The 21455-nt window shown below is 45.4% G+C and carries 17 protein-coding genes; 2 read left to right on the top strand and 15 right to left on the bottom strand.

Features of this window, described 5'->3' with window-relative positions:
- Positions 1-15: 15 nt before the first annotated feature.
- The 10 genes from rsmB to NYE25_RS02080 all read right to left on the bottom strand — a co-directional run bounded on the left by rsmB (position 16) and on the right by NYE25_RS02080 (position 10948).
- Positions 16-1410 carry a 16S rRNA (cytosine(967)-C(5))-methyltransferase RsmB gene (gene rsmB / locus NYE25_RS02125; RefSeq protein ID WP_143759440.1) on the bottom strand — a complete coding sequence of 465 codons (1395 nt, stop codon included), beginning with the start codon at positions 1408-1410 and terminating at the stop codon, positions 16-18.
- Positions 1411-1487: 77 nt separating this feature from the next.
- Positions 1488-2423, bottom strand: coding sequence for a methionyl-tRNA formyltransferase (gene fmt / locus NYE25_RS02120; protein WP_076282913.1), 936 nt, complete (start codon positions 2421-2423; stop codon positions 1488-1490).
- Positions 2424-2427: 4 nt separating this feature from the next.
- On the bottom strand, positions 2428-2913 hold the full coding sequence (gene def / locus NYE25_RS02115) for a peptide deformylase (protein ID WP_042126884.1): 486 nt from the start codon (positions 2911-2913) through the stop codon (positions 2428-2430).
- A gap of 84 nt (positions 2914-2997) precedes the next feature.
- Positions 2998-5529, bottom strand: coding sequence for a primosomal protein N' (priA, locus tag NYE25_RS02110; RefSeq protein WP_076299453.1), 2532 nt, complete (start codon positions 5527-5529; stop codon positions 2998-3000).
- Positions 5529-6764 carry a bifunctional phosphopantothenoylcysteine decarboxylase/phosphopantothenate--cysteine ligase CoaBC gene (gene coaBC, locus NYE25_RS02105; protein WP_341144989.1) on the bottom strand — a complete coding sequence of 412 codons (1236 nt, stop codon included), beginning with the start codon at positions 6762-6764 and terminating at the stop codon, positions 5529-5531. Before coaBC ends, priA begins: the two co-directional genes overlap by 1 nt.
- 229 nt (positions 6765-6993) lie before the next feature.
- Positions 6994-7194: a DNA-directed RNA polymerase subunit omega gene (gene rpoZ / locus NYE25_RS02100; RefSeq protein ID WP_036686188.1), complete on the bottom strand. Its 201-nt coding sequence runs from the start codon at positions 7192-7194 to the stop codon at positions 6994-6996.
- Between the two features lie 52 nt (positions 7195-7246).
- Positions 7247-7816: a guanylate kinase gene (gene gmk / locus NYE25_RS02095; RefSeq protein ID WP_076299454.1), complete on the bottom strand. Its 570-nt coding sequence runs from the start codon at positions 7814-7816 to the stop codon at positions 7247-7249.
- Between the two features lie 19 nt (positions 7817-7835).
- On the bottom strand, positions 7836-8096 hold the full coding sequence (gene remA / locus NYE25_RS02090; RefSeq protein ID WP_006209218.1) for an extracellular matrix/biofilm regulator RemA: 261 nt from the start codon (positions 8094-8096) through the stop codon (positions 7836-7838).
- Positions 8097-8144: 48 nt separating this feature from the next.
- The gene (locus NYE25_RS02085) at positions 8145-9038 is read right to left on the bottom strand and encodes a YicC/YloC family endoribonuclease (RefSeq protein WP_042187381.1); all 894 of its coding nucleotides are present in this window, start codon (positions 9036-9038) and stop codon (positions 8145-8147) included.
- A gap of 38 nt (positions 9039-9076) precedes the next feature.
- Positions 9077-10948: a bifunctional homocysteine S-methyltransferase/methylenetetrahydrofolate reductase gene (locus NYE25_RS02080; protein ID WP_076282918.1), complete on the bottom strand. Its 1872-nt coding sequence runs from the start codon at positions 10946-10948 to the stop codon at positions 9077-9079.
- Positions 10949-11120: 172 nt separating this feature from the next.
- Here NYE25_RS02080 and NYE25_RS02075 point away from each other — a divergent pair, with 172 nt between their 5' ends.
- Positions 11121-11378 carry a hypothetical protein gene (locus tag NYE25_RS02075; RefSeq protein ID WP_143759425.1) on the top strand — a complete coding sequence of 86 codons (258 nt, stop codon included), beginning with the start codon at positions 11121-11123 and terminating at the stop codon, positions 11376-11378.
- On the opposite strand, the gene NYE25_RS02070 is transcribed toward NYE25_RS02075, so the two are convergent.
- From NYE25_RS02070 to NYE25_RS02050, 5 genes are all read right to left on the bottom strand, one after another.
- Positions 11351-12451: a GerAB/ArcD/ProY family transporter gene (locus NYE25_RS02070; RefSeq protein ID WP_076299456.1), complete on the bottom strand. Its 1101-nt coding sequence runs from the start codon at positions 12449-12451 to the stop codon at positions 11351-11353. The two genes, NYE25_RS02075 and NYE25_RS02070, sit on opposite strands and share 28 nt — an antisense overlap.
- Positions 12452-12469: 18 nt before the next feature.
- The gene (locus tag NYE25_RS02065) at positions 12470-13684 is read right to left on the bottom strand and encodes a Ger(x)C family spore germination protein (protein ID WP_076282920.1); all 1215 of its coding nucleotides are present in this window, start codon (positions 13682-13684) and stop codon (positions 12470-12472) included.
- Positions 13674-15338 carry a spore germination protein gene (locus NYE25_RS02060; protein WP_445667112.1) on the bottom strand — a complete coding sequence of 555 codons (1665 nt, stop codon included), beginning with the start codon at positions 15336-15338 and terminating at the stop codon, positions 13674-13676. Before NYE25_RS02060 ends, NYE25_RS02065 begins: the two co-directional genes overlap by 11 nt.
- 140 nt (positions 15339-15478) lie before the next feature.
- Complete coding sequence (gene dapF / locus NYE25_RS02055; RefSeq protein ID WP_076282922.1) at positions 15479-16315, bottom strand: diaminopimelate epimerase; 837 nt, start codon at positions 16313-16315, stop codon at positions 15479-15481.
- 91 nt (positions 16316-16406) lie between these two features.
- A complete protein-coding gene (locus NYE25_RS02050; protein ID WP_076282923.1) occupies positions 16407-19226 on the bottom strand; it encodes a calcium-translocating P-type ATPase, SERCA-type in 2820 nt (939 codons plus the stop codon).
- 293 nt (positions 19227-19519) lie between these two features.
- Here NYE25_RS02050 and NYE25_RS02045 point away from each other — a divergent pair, with 293 nt between their 5' ends.
- Entirely contained in the window at positions 19520-21409 is a 1890-nt protein-coding gene (locus tag NYE25_RS02045) for an Rqc2 family fibronectin-binding protein (protein ID WP_076282924.1), read from the top strand.
- Positions 21410-21455 lie beyond the last annotated feature (46 nt).

The following is a 21455-nucleotide window of genomic DNA, read 5'->3' as shown; positions in this document are numbered from 1 at the left end:
AGTAAATTTGCTATATTACAAGACTCTTTGAAGCTTGGAGATATAGAACCCATCACTGCCATAATGATGTGGCAATAACTGAATCCCCTCACCTACAGCCAGCGCAGTACCTTCCAATCTCCCCCACAGCGGGGAAGCAAATGTTATAGAAGTGAAATCAGGATTTTGCTCCAAAAAGGCAGCTACAACCTCACTATTTTCCGTTTGTTCAGTCGTACAGGTACTATAAACCAGAACACCACCCGGTTTCAACAGTTTAGAAACCGACTGCAGCAGCTGACCCTGCAGTGATGCTACACTTACAACATCCTCAGGCTGCTTACGCCATTTGAGATCTGGCTTACGGCGGATTACACCAAGCCCAGAGCAAGGCGCGTCCAAAAGAATTCTATCGAAGGAATGATGCTCTAAGGTAAGCTCCAGCTCCAGTGCATCTGTACTGCCTGTTACTACGCTTTCGAGACCTAACCGTGCAGCTTGATCCGAGATAAGCTTAGCTTTATGTGGATGCAGATCGTTAGCGAAAATAGATCCTTCATCTTTCATCAGCTCGCCCATATGGGCCGTTTTGCCCCCAGGCGCGGCGCAGCAATCAAGCACTCTCATTCCAGGCTCAGGTGCAACAGCTTCAGCTACAAGCATGGAGCTTTCATCCTGAACAGATAGATATCCATCCCGGTACCAGGATGAAAGAGCCAGATTACCGCCGCCTTTTATAACAATACCATAAGGACTTACTTCAGAAGCAGAAGCTTGCAGCCCTTGTTCAATCATCTGACTCAACAGGGCTTCACGGCTAATCATCGTAGTATTTACGCGTACACTTACAGCGGGTGGCTCATTGTTAGCAGCACAAATAGCTTCCGCAGTGTCAACACCATACTCCGTAATCCAGCGTTTCACTAACCATATAGGATGGGAATACTGAATAGATATCCGTTTCGCAGGACCCAATCCATCAGGTATTACCGGCAGATTTCCAGCGCGCAGCACACTACGAAGCACGCCATTAACCATACCCGAAATTCCTTGATGGCCCTTTTTCTTAGCTATATTAACAGCCTCATTTACAGCTGCATGAGATGGTATGCGATCCAGGTACATAATTTGATATAAGCTTAGACGCAGTAAATTACGCACCCAGGGCTGCAATTTAGCGATCCCTTTGCTAACAAATTCCTCGAGCACATAATCAAGTGTATTCATCCGAGAGATGGTACCATAGACAAGCTCTGTAACTAGTCCAGCATCTTCTCTGCTAAGTGCAGACTTCTGCAGACTGCTGTTCAGCAATAAGTTGCTGTAAGCCCCTTGTTGTTCGACCTTAACCAGGATATCGAGAGCGATATCGCGGGCAGAAGCTGTAGCAGCTTTACCTTTATTTCCGCTACCGCCCTTTTTACCACTCACTGCTTTATGATCTTTACTATTTTTATTGCCAGAGTTATGACTTACTCCTGATCGGCCCGCACCGTTACCGCCCGCGCTCAACCTAGCACCGTCCCTGGTTTCATGACACCGCCACGGCTAAAATCCGCAGCACTCATCGCTTTCTTACCAGCAGGTTGAACGGTAGTTAGCAGCAGACTTCCGTCCCCAGTCTTAACCTCGACACCATATTCAGTGACCGAAAGTACCGTTCCTGGCGCACTATCAGTTGATTTCTGCTCAGCAGGAATTTTTGAAGCCCATACTTTGAAGGTCTCTCCATTCCAAAGCGTAAACGCACCGGAAAAAGGTACTAATCCACGAATTCGATTATAGTTATCACGTGAGCCAGCGTTCCAATCCAAACGCTCATCCTCACGATTTAGGTTAGGAGCAAAGGTCGCTTGACTGTCGTCTTGCGGAGTCGCTTGAACAAGGCCGTTTACTAATCGCGGCATTTCAGACTTCAAAAGATCACGTCCAGCAAGGCTAAGCTTCTCGAACATCGTGCCGGAAGTATCCTCATCCTCGATAGCCACCTCGACGCGCGAGATCATATCTCCAGTGTCAAGTCCTTCAGCCATATACATCAAAGTAACGCCGGTAACCTTCTCACCGTTAATGATACTACGTTGAATCGGTGCGCCACCCCGGTATTTAGGAAGTAGTGAACCATGAACATTCACACAACCATTACGCGGCAAATCCAATACAGCTTTAGGCAAAATTTGACCATAAGCCGCTGTAACAATCAGGTCAGGCTCATATGCAGCTAGCTCTGCGACAGCCTCAGGTTTGCGCATCCGTTCAGGCTGGAGCACAGGTAAACCGAGAGATAATGCGGCTTCTTTAACTGGTGAAGGAGCCAAGATCTTTTTACGTCCTTGCGGTCGATCTGGTTGGGTGACGACTGCTACAACTTCATAGCCTTCATCCATCAGCATTTGCAAGCTTGGTACCGCAAAGGCTGGGGTTCCCATGAATACAATCTTCATATCCTCACTCCTCAGTCTCATTGCGTTCAGCTGTCATCTCGTATACTTTTTCAGCGATATCGGTAAACAGTACTCCGTTTAGATGGTCAATCTCATGTTGAAAAGCCCGAGCAAGTAAACCACTGCCGGTAATGGTAATTTCTTTTCCCTCACGGTTAAGACCACGTACGGTTACTGTCTCTGCACGGCGTACATCACCATTTAATCCGGGAATACTAAGACATCCTTCAGGTCCTAGCTGCTCCCCTTCTGTACCGATGATTTCCGGATTAATCATTTTGATCAGCCCGTGCTCTTCATCTGCATCCACCACAATTAGGCGCTTCAAAATGCCAACTTGTGGAGCTGCCAGCCCTACACCTTCAGCGTCATACATCGTATCAGCCATATCATCTAACAATTTTTTAACATTAGGTGTAACTACAGTTACTTCTTTTGCTATTTTGTGCAACACTTCATCCGGTTCCTTAACGATCATACGTATCGCCATTAAAAACACCTTCCCGTTCTGTACATCTCTATATTTAGAGTTTATTGATCTAGCTCTTTTTTTACATTGTAACATGATAACGATTTACATCAACATTTGCGGATCAACATCAATGCTGATCTGAAGCCCTGTATCCCGTACAGAATCCTCCAACTCCTCAGCCACTTGTCGAACAAGCCCTATCACATCGATGGCGCCGCGCCATTTTATCATACATTGGAATCTATATCTACCCTTTAAGCGAGGGATTGGAGAAGCTACGGGACCTAACAGATCTAGTACATCCGTGGTTAGCTTATCTAGACTCCCATACCATCTTAGATTTCTGGCCTTCCCCTGCAGATTCATAGCGTAATTCTCTGCCATCCGGAGTAGTAGCGGTAACTGCTCATGGGATAATGTAACGAGTATCAGTCTGCAATAAGGCGGATAATGTAGCCCTCTGCGATGCTTCAGCTCTTCCCTTACAAAAGAGAGATAGTCATGCCCGCTAGCATGAATAATAGAATAATGCTCTGGTGTATAGGACTGAACAACGACCTCACCCGGAAGCTGATGCCGACCTGCTCTTCCAGCAACTTGTGTAAGCAATTGGAAGGTCTTCTCCGCTGCACGAAAATCTGGCAAGTTCAACGCTGAATCTGCTGTAATTACGCCAACAAGAGTTACGTCAGGAAAATCCAAACCTTTTGCTACCATCTGAGTGCCTAGCAGTACATCCGCTTTTTTGTCTCTGAATTGATTCAGCAGCTTCTCATGCGAACCTTTTTCTGTCGTTGTATCCACGTCCATACGAATCACCCGTATCCCAGGGAACAACTTACCAAGCTCTTCTTCCACCCGCTGCGTCCCCGTTCCGAAGAACCGGATATGCTCACTTCCACACTCTGGACAAAGCTTAGGTGCCGGTTCAGCATGACCACAATAATGACAACGCAAATTGTCACTACGACTATGGTACGTTAATGAAATATCACACTCGGGGCAGCCTGCTACATATCCGCAACTCCGGCACATAACAAACGTCGAGAAACCTCTACGGTTAAGCAATAACACGGTCTGTTCTCCACGTTCCAGTCTTTCAGCCAATGCAGCATGAAGCTTTCGACTGAACATTGAGCGATTACCTTCTTTAAGCTCCTCCCGCATATCCACGACATTTACCTTCGGTAGTTCGTTACCAAGCGCGCGGGTAGGCATCTCTAGAAGGACTGGTGAAAAATGAATATCACTCTGCGCTCTAGCAGCATGATAGCTTTCTAACGAAGGCGTGGCGGAGCCTAAAATCACGGCTGCCCCACACTGTTCGGCTCTGCGAATCGCTGCATCACGGGCATGATATTTCGGATTTTCCTCCTGCTTATATGAGGTTTCATGCTCTTCATCCATAATAATCAAACCTAGGTTAGAGAACGGGGCAAACACCGCTGAACGGGCGCCAACGGCAACCGTAGCCTTTCCTTCACGGATTTTGCGCCACTCATCGTAACGTTCGCCAACAGATAATCGGCTGTGCATTACCGCGACACCACTTCCGAAGCGCCCTTTAAAGCGCTCCACCATCTGCGGCGTTAATGCGATTTCCGGGACGAGCACTACGGCCTGTCTACCCTGATCCAGACAACGTTTGATACATTGCAAATAGATTTCTGTCTTACCGCTCCCCGTAACGCCATGTAACAGAAAAACTTCATGGAGCTGTTCTTCTAGCGTTCGTGAAATACGTGTGTATACAATCTCTTGTTCTGCTGTAAGTGGCAGAGGCGTAGTAGGCTTAAAATCACGTCCTTGATAAGGGTCGCGATAGACTTCGATTTCACTGATTTCGATAAAGCCTTTTTCCTCTAAACCCTTCACGGTGCTTGCCGTCACTTGAAGTGCAGACAAGACTTCCTTAAGCGCCATTGGGAGTGTAGCTTCCCTTTCAATCAGAAAGCTAAGTACTTCCTTCTGTCGCGCGGACTTTTTGGGGAATTTATTCAACGCCTCACGAGCAGCGGTGATCCCTATCGCAAGATCTACTGCTTTCAGCTTCTTCTTGCCCATTTTATCTTTAATCGATTGGCTCTCTACAAGAACTCCACGTCTTAGCATGAACTTCACCGTCTCCGCAGCCTCCGGAAATGCACGGGTGAGCTGCTTCATGGAAACTTCGCCATTACGTCCGATAAACTCAGTAATTAGTCGTTCCTCATTCCCTGTATCTGCAAACATAGGGAATAATTCATCATCAGAAAATGCTGCTTCTTCTTCCACATCTCCTAGCGAAATCAGTCGTTCTGCCTTCCCTTTTAGAGCAGTGGGCAGCATCGCTTGCAGGGCTGAAATTCGTCTGCATGCATATCTTTTACTCATCCAGTCCGCTAGCTCAACTAATTCAGGAGATAAAGGTGGAAGCAAATCCAGCACCTCTTGAATAGCCTTAAGACCAGGATTCACTACTGTTTCACCTGACTCCAGAGAAACGACAAAGCCTTGCACCGTGCGGTGTCCAAACGGTACTGCTACTCGACTGCCCACTTCAATCCATAACTTTAGTGATTCTGGAATACTATAATCAAATGGCCGGTCAGTGCTGCGTACAGGCACATCCACAATGACCTTGGCAATATCCATTATAATGAAGCTCCAGTAATCCGCTCTGCCACGAGCGTCAGCAAGCGGCGAGCGACCTCATCCTTAGACAATTGTGGCAATTCGAGCACCAATCCATCTACATCATAAATCGATACAATATTCGTATCCGATCCGAATCCGGCTCCTGCAGCCGCTACATTGTTTGCAACAATGAGATCGCAGTTTTTGCGGACCAGCTTGTCCTTTGCATAAAATTCTGTGTTTCCCGTCTCCGCAGCAAAGCCGATCAAGAACTGCTTGTCTTTGTTCTTACCTAGCGTTTCCAGAATATCCGTTGTTTTTATAAGCTCAAGAGTCAGTGTATCTCCACTTTTTTTAATTTTGGATGGCTCACTTTGCTTAGGCCGGTAATCCGATACAGCAGCCGCCTTGATCATGATATCGCAGCTATCCCACTGCGCAGTAACCGCATCGTACATCTCTTGTGCAGATTGAACACGAATGACATTCATATCCGGGTCCTGCGGAGGCGCTTCATCTGTTCGCGCAGCAATCAAGGTAACCTCAGCACCCATTGCACGTGCAGCACGTGCCAATGCAAAACCCATCCTACCGGAGGAATCATTGGAGATATAGCGTACCGGATCAATCCGTTCTACTGTACCACCAGCTGTGATGACGATCTTTTTACCCTTGAGTGGACTAGACTTCACACTTTCTTGCAACGCAAAAAAATCCTCAACATTACTTACAATAGTCTCTGGTTCCTCTAAACGTCCTTTACCCACGTAACCACATGCCAGCAGACCTTCTCCAGGCTCAATAAACTGAATACCTCGTTTAGCGAGGGTATCCAAATTGCTAAGTACAGCGGGATGCTGATACATATGAACATTCATAGCCGGTGCCACCATTATAGGTGCAGTAGTAGCGAGTAACGTTGTGGATAACATATCATCCGCAATTCCGTGCGCCATTTTAGCAATAATATTTGCAGTTGCTGGTGCTACTATCACAAGGTCCGCCGAATCAGCCAAATCAATATGCGAGATGGAGGATGGGTCCCGTTCCTGGAATGTATCGCTATATACTCGTTGCTTCGACAGTGACTGTAGAGTTAATTCTGTAATGAACTGCTTTGCCGAAGCTGTCATAATGACATGAACCTCGGCTCCTTTTTGGACAAGCTTACTGGTCAGGGCTGCTGCTTTGTAAGCGGCAATTCCCCCTGTAATCCCAAGTAAAATAGTCTTCCCCTTCAAGCTCTTCAACATGATCTCCCCCCTGTTCCCTTCTCTTACAACGAATGATCTATTTCTTAAACTTCTTATATTTTGAGAAAAAAATAACAACCTTCCGGTTGTCAGAAACAGCCCGGTCTTGGGCTATCAGCATTCATTAAAGACCCATAATTGCTCCATAACCCAAGAAGAAACGGCATCGCCTAATAACAAATAGGCGGTATCCGTTTCTACAAAAGGTCATATCTAAATAGGCTTGAGACTACTCTTCACCACGGGTAAGCGTAATGCGATCTTCGTAAATTTCCTCAAGAGCAACACCGACGAATTTATGCGATCTAGGGTTCTTCACATCTGTCTTGCCACCCTCACGCAATTGTCTAGCACGACGTGCTGCGGCTACAACGAGCGAATACTTACTGTCAACCTTGGTCATCATTTCATCAATTGATGGATATAGCACAGGGACACCTCTTCATAGTTTACTGGTAATACCTTCAGCCTTGCAGCATTCATTATCTAACTTTACAATGTTCGGCGATAATAATGCTTTCTATTCTCTTACAGGCCAGATCAATCTCATCATTTACAACAGCATAATCATAATGCTGCATTAGATTAATCTCATCCTCCGCTACAGTCATGCGGTGATCGATCACATCTGGATGTTCCGTACCCCGTCCGCGTATGCGGTCCTTCAGCTCATCCATAGAAGGTGGAAGAAGGAACACAAAAATACCTTCAGGAAATTTTTCTTTAACTTTGAGAGCTCCCTGAACCTCAATTTCGAGAATAATATCTTTGCCGTTATTGAGAGTTCTCTCTACAAAATCACGTGGAGTACCGTAAAAATTACCTACGTACTCCGCATATTCAAGCAGTTGATCGGCTTCTATCATAGCCGAAAACTCCTCTTTGCTTTTGAAAAAATAATTCACGCCGTCTTCCTCACCCGCACGCGGACTGCGAGTAGTAGCAGAAACTGAGTAGACAAGTTCGGGCATCTTCGGTCGTAGCGCAGTACATACAGTACCTTTACCCACGCCGGAAGGTCCGGATAATATGATGAGCAATCCTTTTGACATAATACACTCCATTTAGTTGTTATTCGTCGTTGTCGTCATCTTTACTGGATAAGCGATGCGCTACAGTCTCCGGCTGTACAGCCGACAGAATGACATGATCACTATCTGTAATGATTACGGCACGAGTCCGTCGGCCATAGGTGGCGTCGATCAACATATGTCGATCTCGAGCCTCCTGGATAATACGTTTGATTGGTGCAGATTCCGGACTGACGATGGAAATAATGCGATTGGCGGACACAATATTCCCAAAGCCAATGTTGATAAGTTTGATTGCCATGTTCCGGTAGTTCCCCCCATAAAGTTCTATGCTATTGCCTGTTCCCGGTTACTCTATGTTTGCCGCTTGTTCACGAATCTTCTCCAGCTCAGCTTTCATGTCTAGCACAAGACCCACGAGTGTTAAATGATTACATTTCGATCCGATTGTATTCGTCTCCCGGTTCATCTCCTGAATGAGAAAATCCAGCTTGCGTCCTACCGGTCCTTTCCCCTTCAGGAGGGTTCTGCATTGTTCGAAATGACTATACAACCGGGTCAACTCTTCATCAATATTACAGCGATCTGCAAAAATAGCGATTTCCATCCCGAATTTATGCTCATCAAATGCGAACGTCCCATCATTTAACTCATTTAATCGATGACGAAGCTTGTCACGATATTCAATGATTACAACAGGTGCAAGTTCGACCATTTCAGCATGCATGGATTCTAGATGATTGAGACGCTGTTCAATATCAGCGGCTAGAAAACTGCCTTCACGGGCGCGCATCTCTAGCAGAGATTGCAAACTCTGCTCAAGTCCCGTCTCCAACATTTCAGAGTAGTCTTCTAAGGCCGCGGACACGGCACCCGCAGCCTCATCTTTGCTTTCCATAATACCGGGTATAGAAAGTATATCACGTAGAGTCAACTCACCGGACAAACCATACTCGTTCTTAAGCTGATCTGCTGCCTTAAGATAAGTCATGACAGTAGAGCGATTCAGAACCGGTCCGGAAGACGACTCATCGTGCTCTCTATTGATGGTAACATCTATCCTTCCCCGTTTGACGTGCTGCTGAACCTTTCTTCTCAGCACATCCTCATAACCCGTCCAATCCCGGGGCATCCGCAGTACAACTTCGCAGTACCGGTGATTCACCGATTTCACTTCGAACATAATCTTGTAGCCGCCGAATTGCAGGGACGATTGACCGTATCCGGTCATGCTAAATGACAACGGAATCACATCCATTACACTATTGTAATTGATTATTACTAGCGAAACAAGGGGGACAATTTACGTCCTGATTTCTCCCATACATACTCGATCAACTGTGTACTCATATCATAGAACATAAACGGTGTCATCAAATAGATCCCATTGAAATGGGCAGTTGCAACATCTAACAACTCTTTAGCGATGGCGACCCCTTCAGCTCTTCCTGCTTCTCCTTCAAGTCCCTTCATGCGATTCCGGACATCATCCGTAAGCTGGATTCCCGGAACCTCGTTATGCAGGAACTCTGCATTACGCCCACTAGCCAGTGGCATCACACCAATAAACACGGGAATATCCAGATGTGCAGTTGCCTCAGCGATCTTTACGATAAGCTGCTGATCATAGACAGGCTGAGTCATAATATAATCTGCACCAGAGGCAATTTTCTTCTCCAGTCGCTGTACGGCCTTATCTAAATGTTTCACATTCGGGTTAAAGGCAGCACCGATAACAAAATTTGCTTTCTGCTTCAAAGGTTTACCTGAGAAGGAAATGCCATCATTTAACTGCTTAATCATACGAATAATCTCAAAAGAGGTTAAGTCGTAAACCGAACTTGAGCCGGGAAGATCTCCGAATTTCGCTGGATCACCAGTCACCGCTAACACATGATCAATTCCTAGCGCATCAAAACCCATCAAATGTGATTGAGTACCAATCAGATTGCGATCGCGACAAGCAATATGCACTAGTGGACGAAGTCCAGTTTTAGCGTGCACTAAATGGCCCAAAGCCATATTGCTCATCCGTGTAACCGCCAGTGAGTTATCGGCGAGTGTCAACGCATCCGCACCCGCTCTTCTCAGTGCTTCCGCGCCCTGCATAAACTTGGCGATGTCCAAATCACGGGGTGGATCAAGCTCAACAATCACCGTATGGCGTTCCTTTACTAGATCAACCAGGTTCGGCTCTCTGCCATCTCTTCCCTCATCTTCGCCAAAATGCTCTTGCAGAGATACACGCTCCACAGTCGGAGGCGACGGTTCTGGAAGTGGTTGAGGTACGTAATCTTTCAATGCGGAAGAAATTTCAGCAATATGCTGCGGAGTAGTACCACAGCAGCCCCCAATAATTCTGCAACCCATTTCTGCAAAAGTAACTGCCATTTGTCCAAAATATTCCGGTGAGGCTCCATACCGATATTCTCCATCTACATAATCCGCAACGCCCGCATTCGGATAGACCGAGGTAGGCAGAATAAGATTGCCTTGTACCGCTTTTAGTGCTCTCTTAATCCCGTTTGGGCCAGTATTACAGTTAAATCCGATGATATCCGCTCCATCACCTTCTAAGATCCGGAAAGCCTCTGGTAACGTCAATCCATCTAATGTACGTGCCGATTCATCCACAGCAAATTGGCAAATGACTGGGAGAGTACTATGTTTACGTACTGTTCTTAGCGCAAGATGCAGTTCCTCGACATCGTAAAAGGTTTCTAGCATAACGCCGTCTACTTCTTCTTCTAACAAAGCTGTAATCTGCTGTGTAAAATACCTCTTCAACTCTGTCGATGAGAGATTTGCACGCTTACCGGCGCGAATAGAGCCTACAGCACCTAATACATAGCCTGTATCTCCAGCAGCTTTACGAGCGATTCTTACTCCGGCGCGATTAATTTCTTCAACCTTGGACTCCAAACCATATTTGGACAGCCTGTCAAAATTCGCTGAGAAGGTGTTGCTTTCTAGCAGCACTGCTCCTGCATCGATATAGCTGCGATGGACATCTTCGATAACCCCCGGAGAGGTCAAATTTAATTCTTCGTAGGAAATGCCGACAGGGAAACCCTTCTGATATAAATAGGTACCCATCGCTCCGTCTCCGACCAATACTTTGTTTCCCCATGCGGAACGTAAATCCGGCTTCACTGCAAGATCCTCCCCTGTCACATTAGGTTCTACTTTAGTTTCATACTAATGTAACATAAATCGCTATGGATGATAAGCTTTCATAAGAAAAGCAATCAACCCCCCAGTGGTATGAATGATCAAGTATTAAAAGCCTCATACTAACGTTAAAAACAATAAAAGGGGTATTTAAGTGAAGAAAAAAACAAGAAAGTTTCTGATCCGAAAATACACGGTAATTCTACTCTTATGCATTCTCTGCTTATTATTTCTGTATTTGGGAGATTGGATGTACGGATATGGTCTGGGCAATATCGGTTATATTCTAAATTACTTGCTATATACCCCCTCTGAGAAAGTCGCTGCTTGTATTTTATTGCTATGCCTGATTATTCCCGATATCCTAGCCTGGAAGACGGGGCATCAACCAGAACGAGGAGGGGAACTGTGACTTCTTATCGCTGTAATAATAATTAGGAGCAATGGAATCAACACCATAAAGAAGGGAAAGACCGTGTATAGCAGTTTCCCTCCCTCTTCAATATGTTCTGTGAAGCTTCGGGCATTCAGCATCGAACTGAACAGGATTATTAGAGCTACCGGATACACCATTCTTCGGTAAGGAATCTTGAACAATTCTGAAATCCCAATAAGTGCTGCTGCAAAAAAAACAGACAATTTGAAAAAAACACCGATTATTAGCACCATGACAATTAGAATATCTACACGTTGAATAAAATCGGAGATAGAGATCTTACTGATCGTAGGCATTAAGGGGAACGGAGAACGCCTGACAATATCTGTACCAAGCACCGATATATTTAAGGCCATGGTCATACTTAACAGTATACCTGATACAAATATGCCCGCTGCGATTACCCAAGGACCTTTTTTAACGTTATTCAGATAGGGCATAAGCATAGTAAAACAGATCATTTCACCAAAAGGGAAAATGTAGTTTTGATGTAAAACAGAAGAAACAATTGGCTTAATTCCATTCTCAAAAACAGGGAGCAAACGGTTCAAATTAATGGAGCCCGAGAACATTAACATGCTCGAACAAAATAAACCGATTAATATCACAATCACCGCAAACACCAACGAAGTTCGGGACAGCACTTCTACTCCTTTATGCAATACATAAGCACTAGATAATACCATTAACATCGCTACAATGAATAACGGCGTCCTGTGCATAGTAGCCATAACTAGCATAGAGCTACCATCTCGCAGATCACGACCAGCCAAATTAAGAAATATCACGATATAAGCTATGGATATCAACGAACCCACATATTTACCAAATAGTTGCCGGATATATGCCGTAAGGGGCAGATTCGGAAACTTTCTATAAAGATAGGCATATCCTGCAAAAACAATTAATCCTATCAAATTCCCCAGCAATATGGAAATCCAAGCATCCTTATCAGACTCCATTCCAAGATTCACTACCAGCGCCGTCCCTAGTTCAAACAACACTGTCAGGGTGAAAAATTGAAGTAGTCCTATTTTTATATTTCCCATAGCTGCCCTCCTAAATTATCATTTCTTTTTGGACTGAAAGGAATCACTCCGCATGTCGGTATGCCGAATAACTATATCCACATTAAACTTGATCTCACAGGTTGCAAATATGCTATCCCAATGATCTTTTACTTGCTTCCACCCCCGCGGATTCTCTCGTTCTACAACTTCACCAAATCCAAGATAATCGCTTTTTAACGAACGAGCTGCTGAGACAGCTGCATGTAACTTATCATTGATACTCTGTTCTAGAAGTTCCGAAAGATTATTTAAGACCTTGGGATCTGTCAAATCCAAAGCATTAGGCGATTCTTTTAAACCTGCCTGCTCAGTGATATTTATTGTGATTACCGGATGCTCCGCGTCCTTCGCATCAGCATGAATATGTACCTGAGATAAATACACGATGAACGCTACATATTCATCCTCACCAATCGAAACCACTACTGGAATTTGTGTAATTTTATTCTTTAGCAGGGCAGTGCCTATAGCTTCATCACCTCGTAGCCAGCCTTTCAGCTTGTCCTCTTTAAATGCAGCGAAGTCTGTAACTCTAAGAATGGCCTCAGGATCTATATTTTTCAAACTGTCGTTATTATCTTTTTTGTCCAATTCGCCTGTTACCATTACCCCATTGACGATAGGCCCACCACCTGGAATTTGAATACCACGAATTATATCGTCTACTTCCATCCGGTAATTATATCCATACTGTTTAGAGGTCGTCTGCAGCTTCTCCACTAGATCATTGGCGGGTATTTTGCCAAACGTAGTCATGGTCGTCATACTATCTACCGCCGGCTGTCCCTTTGATATAAAAATAAAACTGCTTAGCCTAGTTTCACTCTCTCTTTCTAGGACATCCATCATATCTTTGATACCTTCGCGAGCAAACTTCTCCGAAATAACGATCACTCGGATATGTCCTAAGGACAAGAAACGCGCAGTCTGACGCGAGGCATTAGCCAACGCTTCAAACATTGTACGTCCACTGCCTTTATATACTACGACTGGCGAAGTACCTCTGGCGTTCTCGCCAGAGATTTCGTCAGCAATTATAATCTGAAAAGATAATACATATTTTTCCTCATCTGTAGGACCTCTATCAATAGCCACTCCAGAAACGATTGCCCTTCTATTTAACTCCACACTGTCCCAGCAGCCTGTAAGACTGAGAAATATCAATAAACATAGCAGGACAACCCCAATAAAAATAGTGCGATTACTCTTCATCCTGCGCTCCTTTTTTTGGATGCTCTGCCCCAGTAGATTTTTCAAGGATTTTAGGAGAAACATTCTGTTCATGTCCTGTTGAGATCTTCTTTCCTTCCGAAATGCCTTCTTGCCTCTTTGTTGTAGAAACTCGCTCCGTTCTCAAAGCCCATAAGGGCAGTCTTAAGAACGCATCTTTTTGACCATGTGAGGATATAGGCACAATAGGGGATAGATAAGGGACACCGAATGAACGCAGACTATTCATATGTGCAAGCAAAACAATTAAGCCTAAAGTAATCCCATAAAAACCAAACATACCGGCCAGTACTAAAAATCCGAAACGGATAATTCTTCCTGATATCGCCATGTTATACGCAGGTATAGCAAAGCTCGCAATCCCTGTCAGCGCTACTACAATAACCATAACCGGTGTGATAATTCCTGCTTCCACTACTGCCTGACCCAAAATAAGCGCCCCTACAACGGATACAGTCTGTCCCACTGCACGCGGCATCCTTACTCCAGCTTCTCTAATGATCTCGAACGCTCCCTCCATCAGGAGTGCCTCCACAAAAGCAGGAAAAGGTACATTTTCACGTTGTGATAATAGATTGATTAACAGGGTTGTAGGAATCATCTCATAATGGTAAGTGGTTAACGCTATATAAACGGAAGGCCCAAGAATTAGTACAATAAAACTGATATATCGAACAAGACGCATGAGAATTGTAATATCGAACCTTTGAGCATAATCCGAGGCAGACTGAAAAAACAGTGTAAATACCGCAGGCAAAATCAATACAAACGGGGTGCCATCTATAATGATCACAACCCTACCCTCTAATAGGTTCGTCGCTGCAACGTCAGGCCGTTCACTATTATTAATGGTTGGAAAAGGTGTGAAGGTTTTATCCTGAATCAGCTCTTCGATATAACCTGATTCCATGATGGCATCGACATTAATCTGTTGTAGCCGATTTCTCACCTCTTCTACCAACTTCTCGTCTGCATTGTCTTTAATGTACATGAGGGCCACATCTGTGTGAGTTACCTTTCCGATCTTTAAATGTTCTAGTCTTAGCTTAGAAGACTTAATTCTTCTCCGAATCAAGGAAATGTTCGTAGCTACAGATTCAACAAAACTATCCTTTGGGCCTCGCACGACTAGCTGGGTGGATGGTTCGCTGACGGAGCGAGCTTCTCCTCCCTCGGTCTCACACACAATTGCACTGTCATAACCTTCAATCAGAATGACCGTTTTGCCAGAAAGGATCGCCAGTAGAACCTCATTCCACTCCTCTTGCAGCTGTGCTTGACCTATTTCCAAAGCACGGTTCAATACGAATTCCTTAAGATCATTTGTTGCAGAGATGTTCTCTTTGAGCATTTCGTCTGTGATTCCGAGTAACGAACCGATTACGAATTCATCGACCGTTTCCTTGTTGACAAGACCATTAAGATGAATCGCTGCTGCTTGAAAGGAGCTCTCACCTCCGATCTTTACCTGACGAATTTTGAGATCCGGACTATGACCCAACTCATTATCTATTTGGTCGAGCGTTTGGTCCAAATCATCGGTAAGCCTCGGAATTCGAGTATCTTCATGACCTGAGGCTCCTTGTTGTTCCTTAGCGGATTTGTTTCTTCTGTTTATCCCGTTTATGTTCAACAAGGTTCCCCCTTTTTTTCAATCTTAGGGGTATTATTCTCGGTTATCCCTTCCATTATTCGGCTACATAAAGTCGCAAGGATGTGGAAACACAAAAAGACAGCCCAAGAGATTACTCTTAGGCTGCCTTTTTAAGTGTTTTTCTAAATGTCTACACTGCCTGTGAATGCAACCTCGGCAGGACCTGTCATATACACATGATTATCCTCTTCGTTCCATTCAATATAGAGATCGCCACCCTTTAGACTAATCCAAGCCGCCCGGTCTGTCAGACCATTGAGCACAGAAGACACTAAAGTTGCGCAAGCTCCAGTCCCACAAGCAAGTGTTGGTCCAGCTCCGCGTTCCCATACCCGCATATCTACTCTGCCTCGATCCAGAACCGTCGCGAACTCGACGTTTACCTTTCTCGGGAACAATGGATGTACCTCTAGCTTAGGTCCCCATGTCGCAAGATCGAAAGAAACTGCATCTTCTACATAGATAACGCAATGAGGATTACCCATAGATACTGCAGTAAACTTAAATTCGGTTCCATCCGATTCAATCCGCTCTGAGAGCACGGGTTCTGCATCAATAGCTACCGGAATTTGAAGACCGGACAATACAGGTTCACCCATATCAACCGTTACAGTTTCCACTACACCGTCTTTTACATTCAAGGTAACCTTTTGTTCTCCGGCACCAATCGTTTCAATAACAATCTGCTCGGAGTTTACCAGGCCATGATCGTAGACATATTTGGATACACAGCGAATGGCATTTCCGCACTGCTCTGCTTCCGAGCCATCAGAATTCATAATGCGCATCATGTAATCGCCGCGTTCAGACGGAAGGATGTATACAAGTCCGTCCGCACCAATTCCGAAGAATCGATTGCATAACGTTACAGCAAGATCCGCTGCATTACTTGGTAGCTCTTGCTCGCCGAAAACTACGATGAAGTCATTGCCTAGGCCGTGCATTTTTGTGAATTCCATTGAAAGTCCACTCCTAAAGGTTATGTTAAGTTAGATACGAGCTGTTAACTGCAACAAGTATACCTTTAGGAATGGAGCGTTACTATTAACTTTATGCCGAAATTTTTGTACTTTTTATCATCGAATTACTACCACTACGACCACGATTACGTTTACCGCCCCAAACACTGCCAGCACCCATCAAGAAGGTCGGAATCCCCGCTGTTACAAATACTAGACACCATTCACGGAAATTAAGCGGGACTGTTTTGAAGACGGGCTGGAGAAATGGAATATACATAACAGCCAGCATCAAAATCACGGATGACAATACAGCAAGAACTAGGTACTTATTCTGGAATGGATTTCGATGGAACACCGAACGAGAACTGCGGCAATCAAAGACATGAATCAACTGAGCCATAACGAGTGTTGCAAAAGCTACAGATTGTGCTCGAATCAGCTGCGCTGGATTCTCTGGTGCTACACGTAAGGTTAGCCAAAATGCTCCTAACGTACATAAACCGATTAAAAATCCACGGCTTATGATCTTCCACCCTAAACGACGGGCAAAAATATTTTCCTTTGCACCACGCGGCTTATGCTCCATTAAGTCCTTCTCAGGCTGGTCAACACCAAGCGCCATCGCTGGCAGTCCGTCTGTCACCAAGTTGACCCATAAAATTTGAATAGGCACTAATGGCAGAGGCAGACCGAGCATCATGGCAAAGAACATGGTCAAGATTTCCCCTACATTTGATGCGAGCAGGTATCGAATGAATTTACGAATGTTCTCATAGATGTTTCTACCCTCTTCAATGGCAGCAACAATGGTTGAGAAGTTGTCATCCCCTAGCACTAATGAAGATGCTTCCTTGGTCACATCTGTTCCGGTGATCCCCATAGATATTCCTATATCTGCCGCTTTGATGGCTGGAGCATCATTGACTCCGTCTCCGGTCATAGCCACAACATGACCACGGCGCTGCAAAGACTTCACGATACGAAGCTTATGCTCTGGAGATACGCGGGCGAATACGTACACATTATCCGATACTTTATCCAGCTCATCATCATCCATCCGAGTCAGTTGAGCCCCTGTTAATACTGTGCCCCCACGTTGCAGAATTCCTAATTGGTGAGCAATGGCCTCTGCAGTCGTTCCGTGGTCCCCAGTAATCATCACAGTCTTAATTCCTGCTCGGCGTGTGACGCTAATGGCATCGCGAACTTCACGCCGTGGCGGATCAATCATTCCAGCCAATCCGATAAAGACAAGTTGGCACTCCGCATCCTTTTCACTATCCACATGTTCACTTGGACGCATATCACGATAAGCCATACCTAGGACACGAAGTGCACCTGAAGCCATTTGCTCATTGGCATCAAGTACTTTCTGCCGCAATGTTGGCGTTAAAGGCACGACACCGCCCTCCCAGAGCATATACGAACAGCGATTAAGCAGCACATCAGGCGCGCCTTTCGTACATACCATCCGTCCTCCGGGATGACCAATAATAACTGACATTAACTTCCGCTCGGAATCAAAAGGAAATTCCTTCTCACGGGAGTAGGTTACGGCTAGCGTCTGGGCGGTCAAACCCATCTTCCCTGAAAGCGCTACTAGAGCTCCTTCCGTTGGATCTCCTTTGAGTTCCCAGATCGATGAGCTGTCAGAAGATTTATCAACTACAATGCCCTTATCCTTCCCTTTACGCTTACCTCGCACTTCGGTCGGAAAGGTCTCAATAATCTCCGCATTACTGCACAAAGCACCCACCTGTAGCATCCGTCTTAAACTTTGATCATTTTTGAGATCTACCGGTTTACCTTTCTCCAGAACCTGTCCGTTCGGAGCATAACCTTCACCTGTTACTTCAAGGCCACGTCCGCCCGTCCATAATCTGGTCACCGTCATTTTATTCTGAGTCAATGTACCCGTCTTGTCCGAACAGATGACGGATGCGCAGCCCAAGGTTTCCACTGAAGGTAACTTACGAACGATAGCCTTTCGTTTGATCATCCTCTGCACGCCCAGCGCAAGTGCGATGGTTACAATGGCCGGAAGCCCTTCCGGAATCGCAGCGACCGCCAAGCTTACCCCGGCCAAGAACATTGCTGTGGCAGGCTGTCCATGTAAAATACCGGCTGCTACAACTACAATAGTTAAACCTAGTGATACATAGATCAAAATTTTTCCTAACTGCTCGAGACGATGCTGAAGGGGAGTCTCCTGAGATTCTGTATTCTGGATCAGGTCTGCAATCTTACCCATCTCTGTGTCCATACCCGTACGAATTACGATTGCTTTACCAGTACCCCTGGTTACCATTGTGCCCATGAACCCAAGATTCTTCTGATCGCCGAGCGGAATCTCCTCCGCGCGGATCACATCCGAATGCTTCGAGACAGGCAGTGATTCCCCAGTTAGCGCGGATTCCTCCACATATAGAGAACTGCAATCCAGCCATCGAATATCCGCGGGTATTCGATCACCACTCTCCAGCAAGACAATATCACCTGGTACTAACATCTTTGCTGGAATAACCTCGCTGTTCCCCCCACGCAGTACTTTGGCAGAAGGTGCGGAGAGCTGTTTTAAAGCTCTTAGCGAACGTTCGGCGCGGAACTCTTGAACAAACCCAAGGGCTCCGTTTAAAAGGATAATCGCGATGATCGTGATGGCATCCAAATATTCGCCAAGCAAACCGGATACGAGCGTCGCACCCATAAGCACAAGCACCATGAAATCCTTAAACTGGTTCAACAGCAGGGTAAACGGGGATACGGTCTTTCCTTCGGACAGCTCGTTATACCCATTTTGCTTCCGTCGCTCCGCGGCATCCTCTCCACTGAGGCCCGTCCTCGGATGGACATTGAACATTTTCTGCAGCTCTTCTGCACCGAGCCGGTGCCAACTGTTTTGTTCCATGACTTTTCTTTCCCTCCCGGTCGTTTCTTGACTTCCGGCGGCGCACAGCTTTTCCACCTGTTCATGACCAAGTGTATTCAAGGTCGTCCAATAATATCACCGCCTAACCAATTCCCCTTTTGCGCGAATGTCCCAAAGTATGGCATCATAGAGAGGTAAGCTTAAACGTCTTCGGTGTTCTTATAAGGGCGGTAAGCGTTTAAACAAGAAATATAAGATATAAAGTATGATGTGAAACTTATACTTTCTTATATTTTCAGAAATTCAATTCACGTCGACAGGAGAGCTTTATCATGGCATTAGACGGCATTGTTACCCGAGCTATCGTGCACGAACTGCAATCATTCATCGGTGCGCGTATAGGCAAAATATATCAACCGAGCAATCACGATCTTATCTTCAACCTGCGGGGTGCCGGTGGCGGCGGCAAGCTATTGCTCTCTGCTAATCCGACATATCCGCGTCTGCATCTTACAGAAAGAAGCAGCATAAACCCATCAGAAGCACCTATGTTCTGCATGCTCATGCGTAAGCATTGTGAAGGTGGGGCTATTGAGAGTATCACTCAGGTAGGCATGGAACGAATTATTCACATAAATGTTAAGACTAGAGATGAGCTTGGAGACGTTTCTGCCAAAAAGATCATCATAGAGCTCATGGGACGGCATAGTAATATCATCCTTACTGAGCTCAGCACAGGAACGATCATAGACGGCATTCATCATGTTACTCCATCAATCAGCAGCTACCGGATCGTAATGCCCGGTGTCGCTTACACAGAGCCTCCTCAGCAACACAAGCTGAACCCTCTGGAGATCGATAAAGAACGATTTCTCAATTTGATCTCAGCTGCTGAAGAATCCGCTCTACTGGAAGAAGATGAGAAGGAGGCCGAACCGGAAGAAATCATTGAAGGTGAGCTCGCCAACCTGATTACAAAAGAAGAGGTTGAACAGAAACCTGACGGCTCAGGCGGTCCTTCCCCATCAGCTGACCCGGTAGGCTGGATGGTGCATGCCTTCAGCGGAATGAGTCCACTTGTTGCCGGAGAGATTGCTCTTCGTCTCAGAAATGACCTTGCGATAGGTGATACACAGGGATCTGCACCAGAATTTCCAACAAAGTTATGGGACGCCTTCCAGTCTGTAATGGGACCTGTCCATAATTGCGAATTCTCTCCTATTTCAGGTGCGAATACGAAAGGGAAAATGATTTTTTCCGCGATTCCGTTATCTCTATTGGGTGAGAATGCGAAGCAATATAACACGATTAGTGAGTGCATGGAGGATTATTACGGGGATAAAGCTGAACGTGATACGGTGAAGCAACGGGTAAGTGATTTGATCCGTTTCCTGAGCAACGAACGTAGCAAAAACGTTAAGAAGCTTGCCAATCTACAGAAGGATCTAGACGAAGCGCAAGACGCAGATCGCTATCGTATTTGGGGTGAATTGCTATTCGCGTCCTTACATGCCGTGTCCAAAGGAGATAAAGAAGCCTCTTTGGTCAACTATTATGACGAAAATCAGGCAGAAATGGTCATCCCACTCGACCCTTTATTAAGCCCATCGGATAATGCACAACGTTATTTTAAAAAGTACAACAAATATAAAAACAGCCTCCTTGTCATTAATGAGCAGCTGATTAAGACCCATGAGGAAATATCCTACATGGAAAGTTTACTTCAACAGCTTGCCCATGCCTCATTGAATGACATTGAAGAGATCCGCGACGAGCTTGTAAGTCAAGGATATCTTCGCGACCGAAGCAAAAAAGGCAAGAAAAAGAAAAAAGCAACCAGACCTACATTGCAGGTCTTCACCTCGTCTGAAGGCATCGACATTTATGTCGGAAAAAATAATTTACAGAACGAATACGTCACTAATCGACTGGCTTCACCTAATGACACTTGGCTGCATACCAAGGATATTCCTGGTTCTCACGTTGTCATCCGTAGTGAGGAATTTGGAGATGCCACACTGGAAGAAGCCGCCCAGCTTGCCGCTTATTACAGTCAGGCGAAGCAGTCAAGCAGTGTGCCTGTAGACTGCACACTGATCCGCCATGTCCGCAAACCGAGTGGCTCGAAACCCGGATTTGTGATCTATGATCATCAGAAAACATTGTTTGTCACTCCAGATGAAAATCGCATTAAGAGTCTTCCAAATACGCTGAGAAGCTAAATAACAAAAAGAACCGGCTGTCGTCCATTTGTGGATGACAGCCGGT

The sequence above is a fragment of the Paenibacillus sp. FSL E2-8871 genome (assembly GCF_038000345.1).
Taxonomy (GTDB): Bacteria; Bacillota; Bacilli; order Paenibacillales; family Paenibacillaceae; genus Paenibacillus_AQ.
This window is presented reverse-complemented; position numbering and strand designations above follow the sequence as displayed.

Bases quoted from the DNA above. Each gene is read 5' to 3' on its own strand.
- gmk (WP_076299454.1), bottom strand. From the start codon at position 7,816: ATGTCAAAAGGATTGCTCATCATATTATCCGGACCTTCCGGCGTGGGT.
- dapF (WP_076282922.1), bottom strand. From the start codon at position 16,315: ATGGAATTCACAAAAATGCACGGCCTAGGCAATGACTTCATCGTAGTT.
- priA (WP_076299453.1), bottom strand. From the start codon at position 5,529: ATGGATATTGCCAAGGTCATTGTGGATGTGCCTGTACGCAGCACTGAC.
- NYE25_RS02065 (WP_076282920.1), bottom strand. From the start codon at position 13,684: ATGAAGAGTAATCGCACTATTTTTATTGGGGTTGTCCTGCTATGTTTA.
- fmt (WP_076282913.1), bottom strand. From the start codon at position 2,423: ATGAAGATTGTATTCATGGGAACCCCAGCCTTTGCGGTACCAAGCTTG.
- NYE25_RS02050 (WP_076282923.1), bottom strand. From the start codon at position 19,226: ATGGAACAAAACAGTTGGCACCGGCTCGGTGCAGAAGAGCTGCAGAAA.
- coaBC (WP_341144989.1), bottom strand. From the start codon at position 6,764: ATGTTGAAGAGCTTGAAGGGGAAGACTATTTTACTTGGGATTACAGGG.
- def (WP_042126884.1), bottom strand. From the start codon at position 2,913: ATGGCGATACGTATGATCGTTAAGGAACCGGATGAAGTGTTGCACAAA.
- NYE25_RS02045 (WP_076282924.1), top strand. From the start codon at position 19,520: ATGGCATTAGACGGCATTGTTACCCGAGCTATCGTGCACGAACTGCAA.
- NYE25_RS02070 (WP_076299456.1), bottom strand. From the start codon at position 12,451: ATGGGAAATATAAAAATAGGACTACTTCAATTTTTCACCCTGACAGTG.
- remA (WP_006209218.1), bottom strand. From the start codon at position 8,096: ATGGCAATCAAACTTATCAACATTGGCTTTGGGAATATTGTGTCCGCC.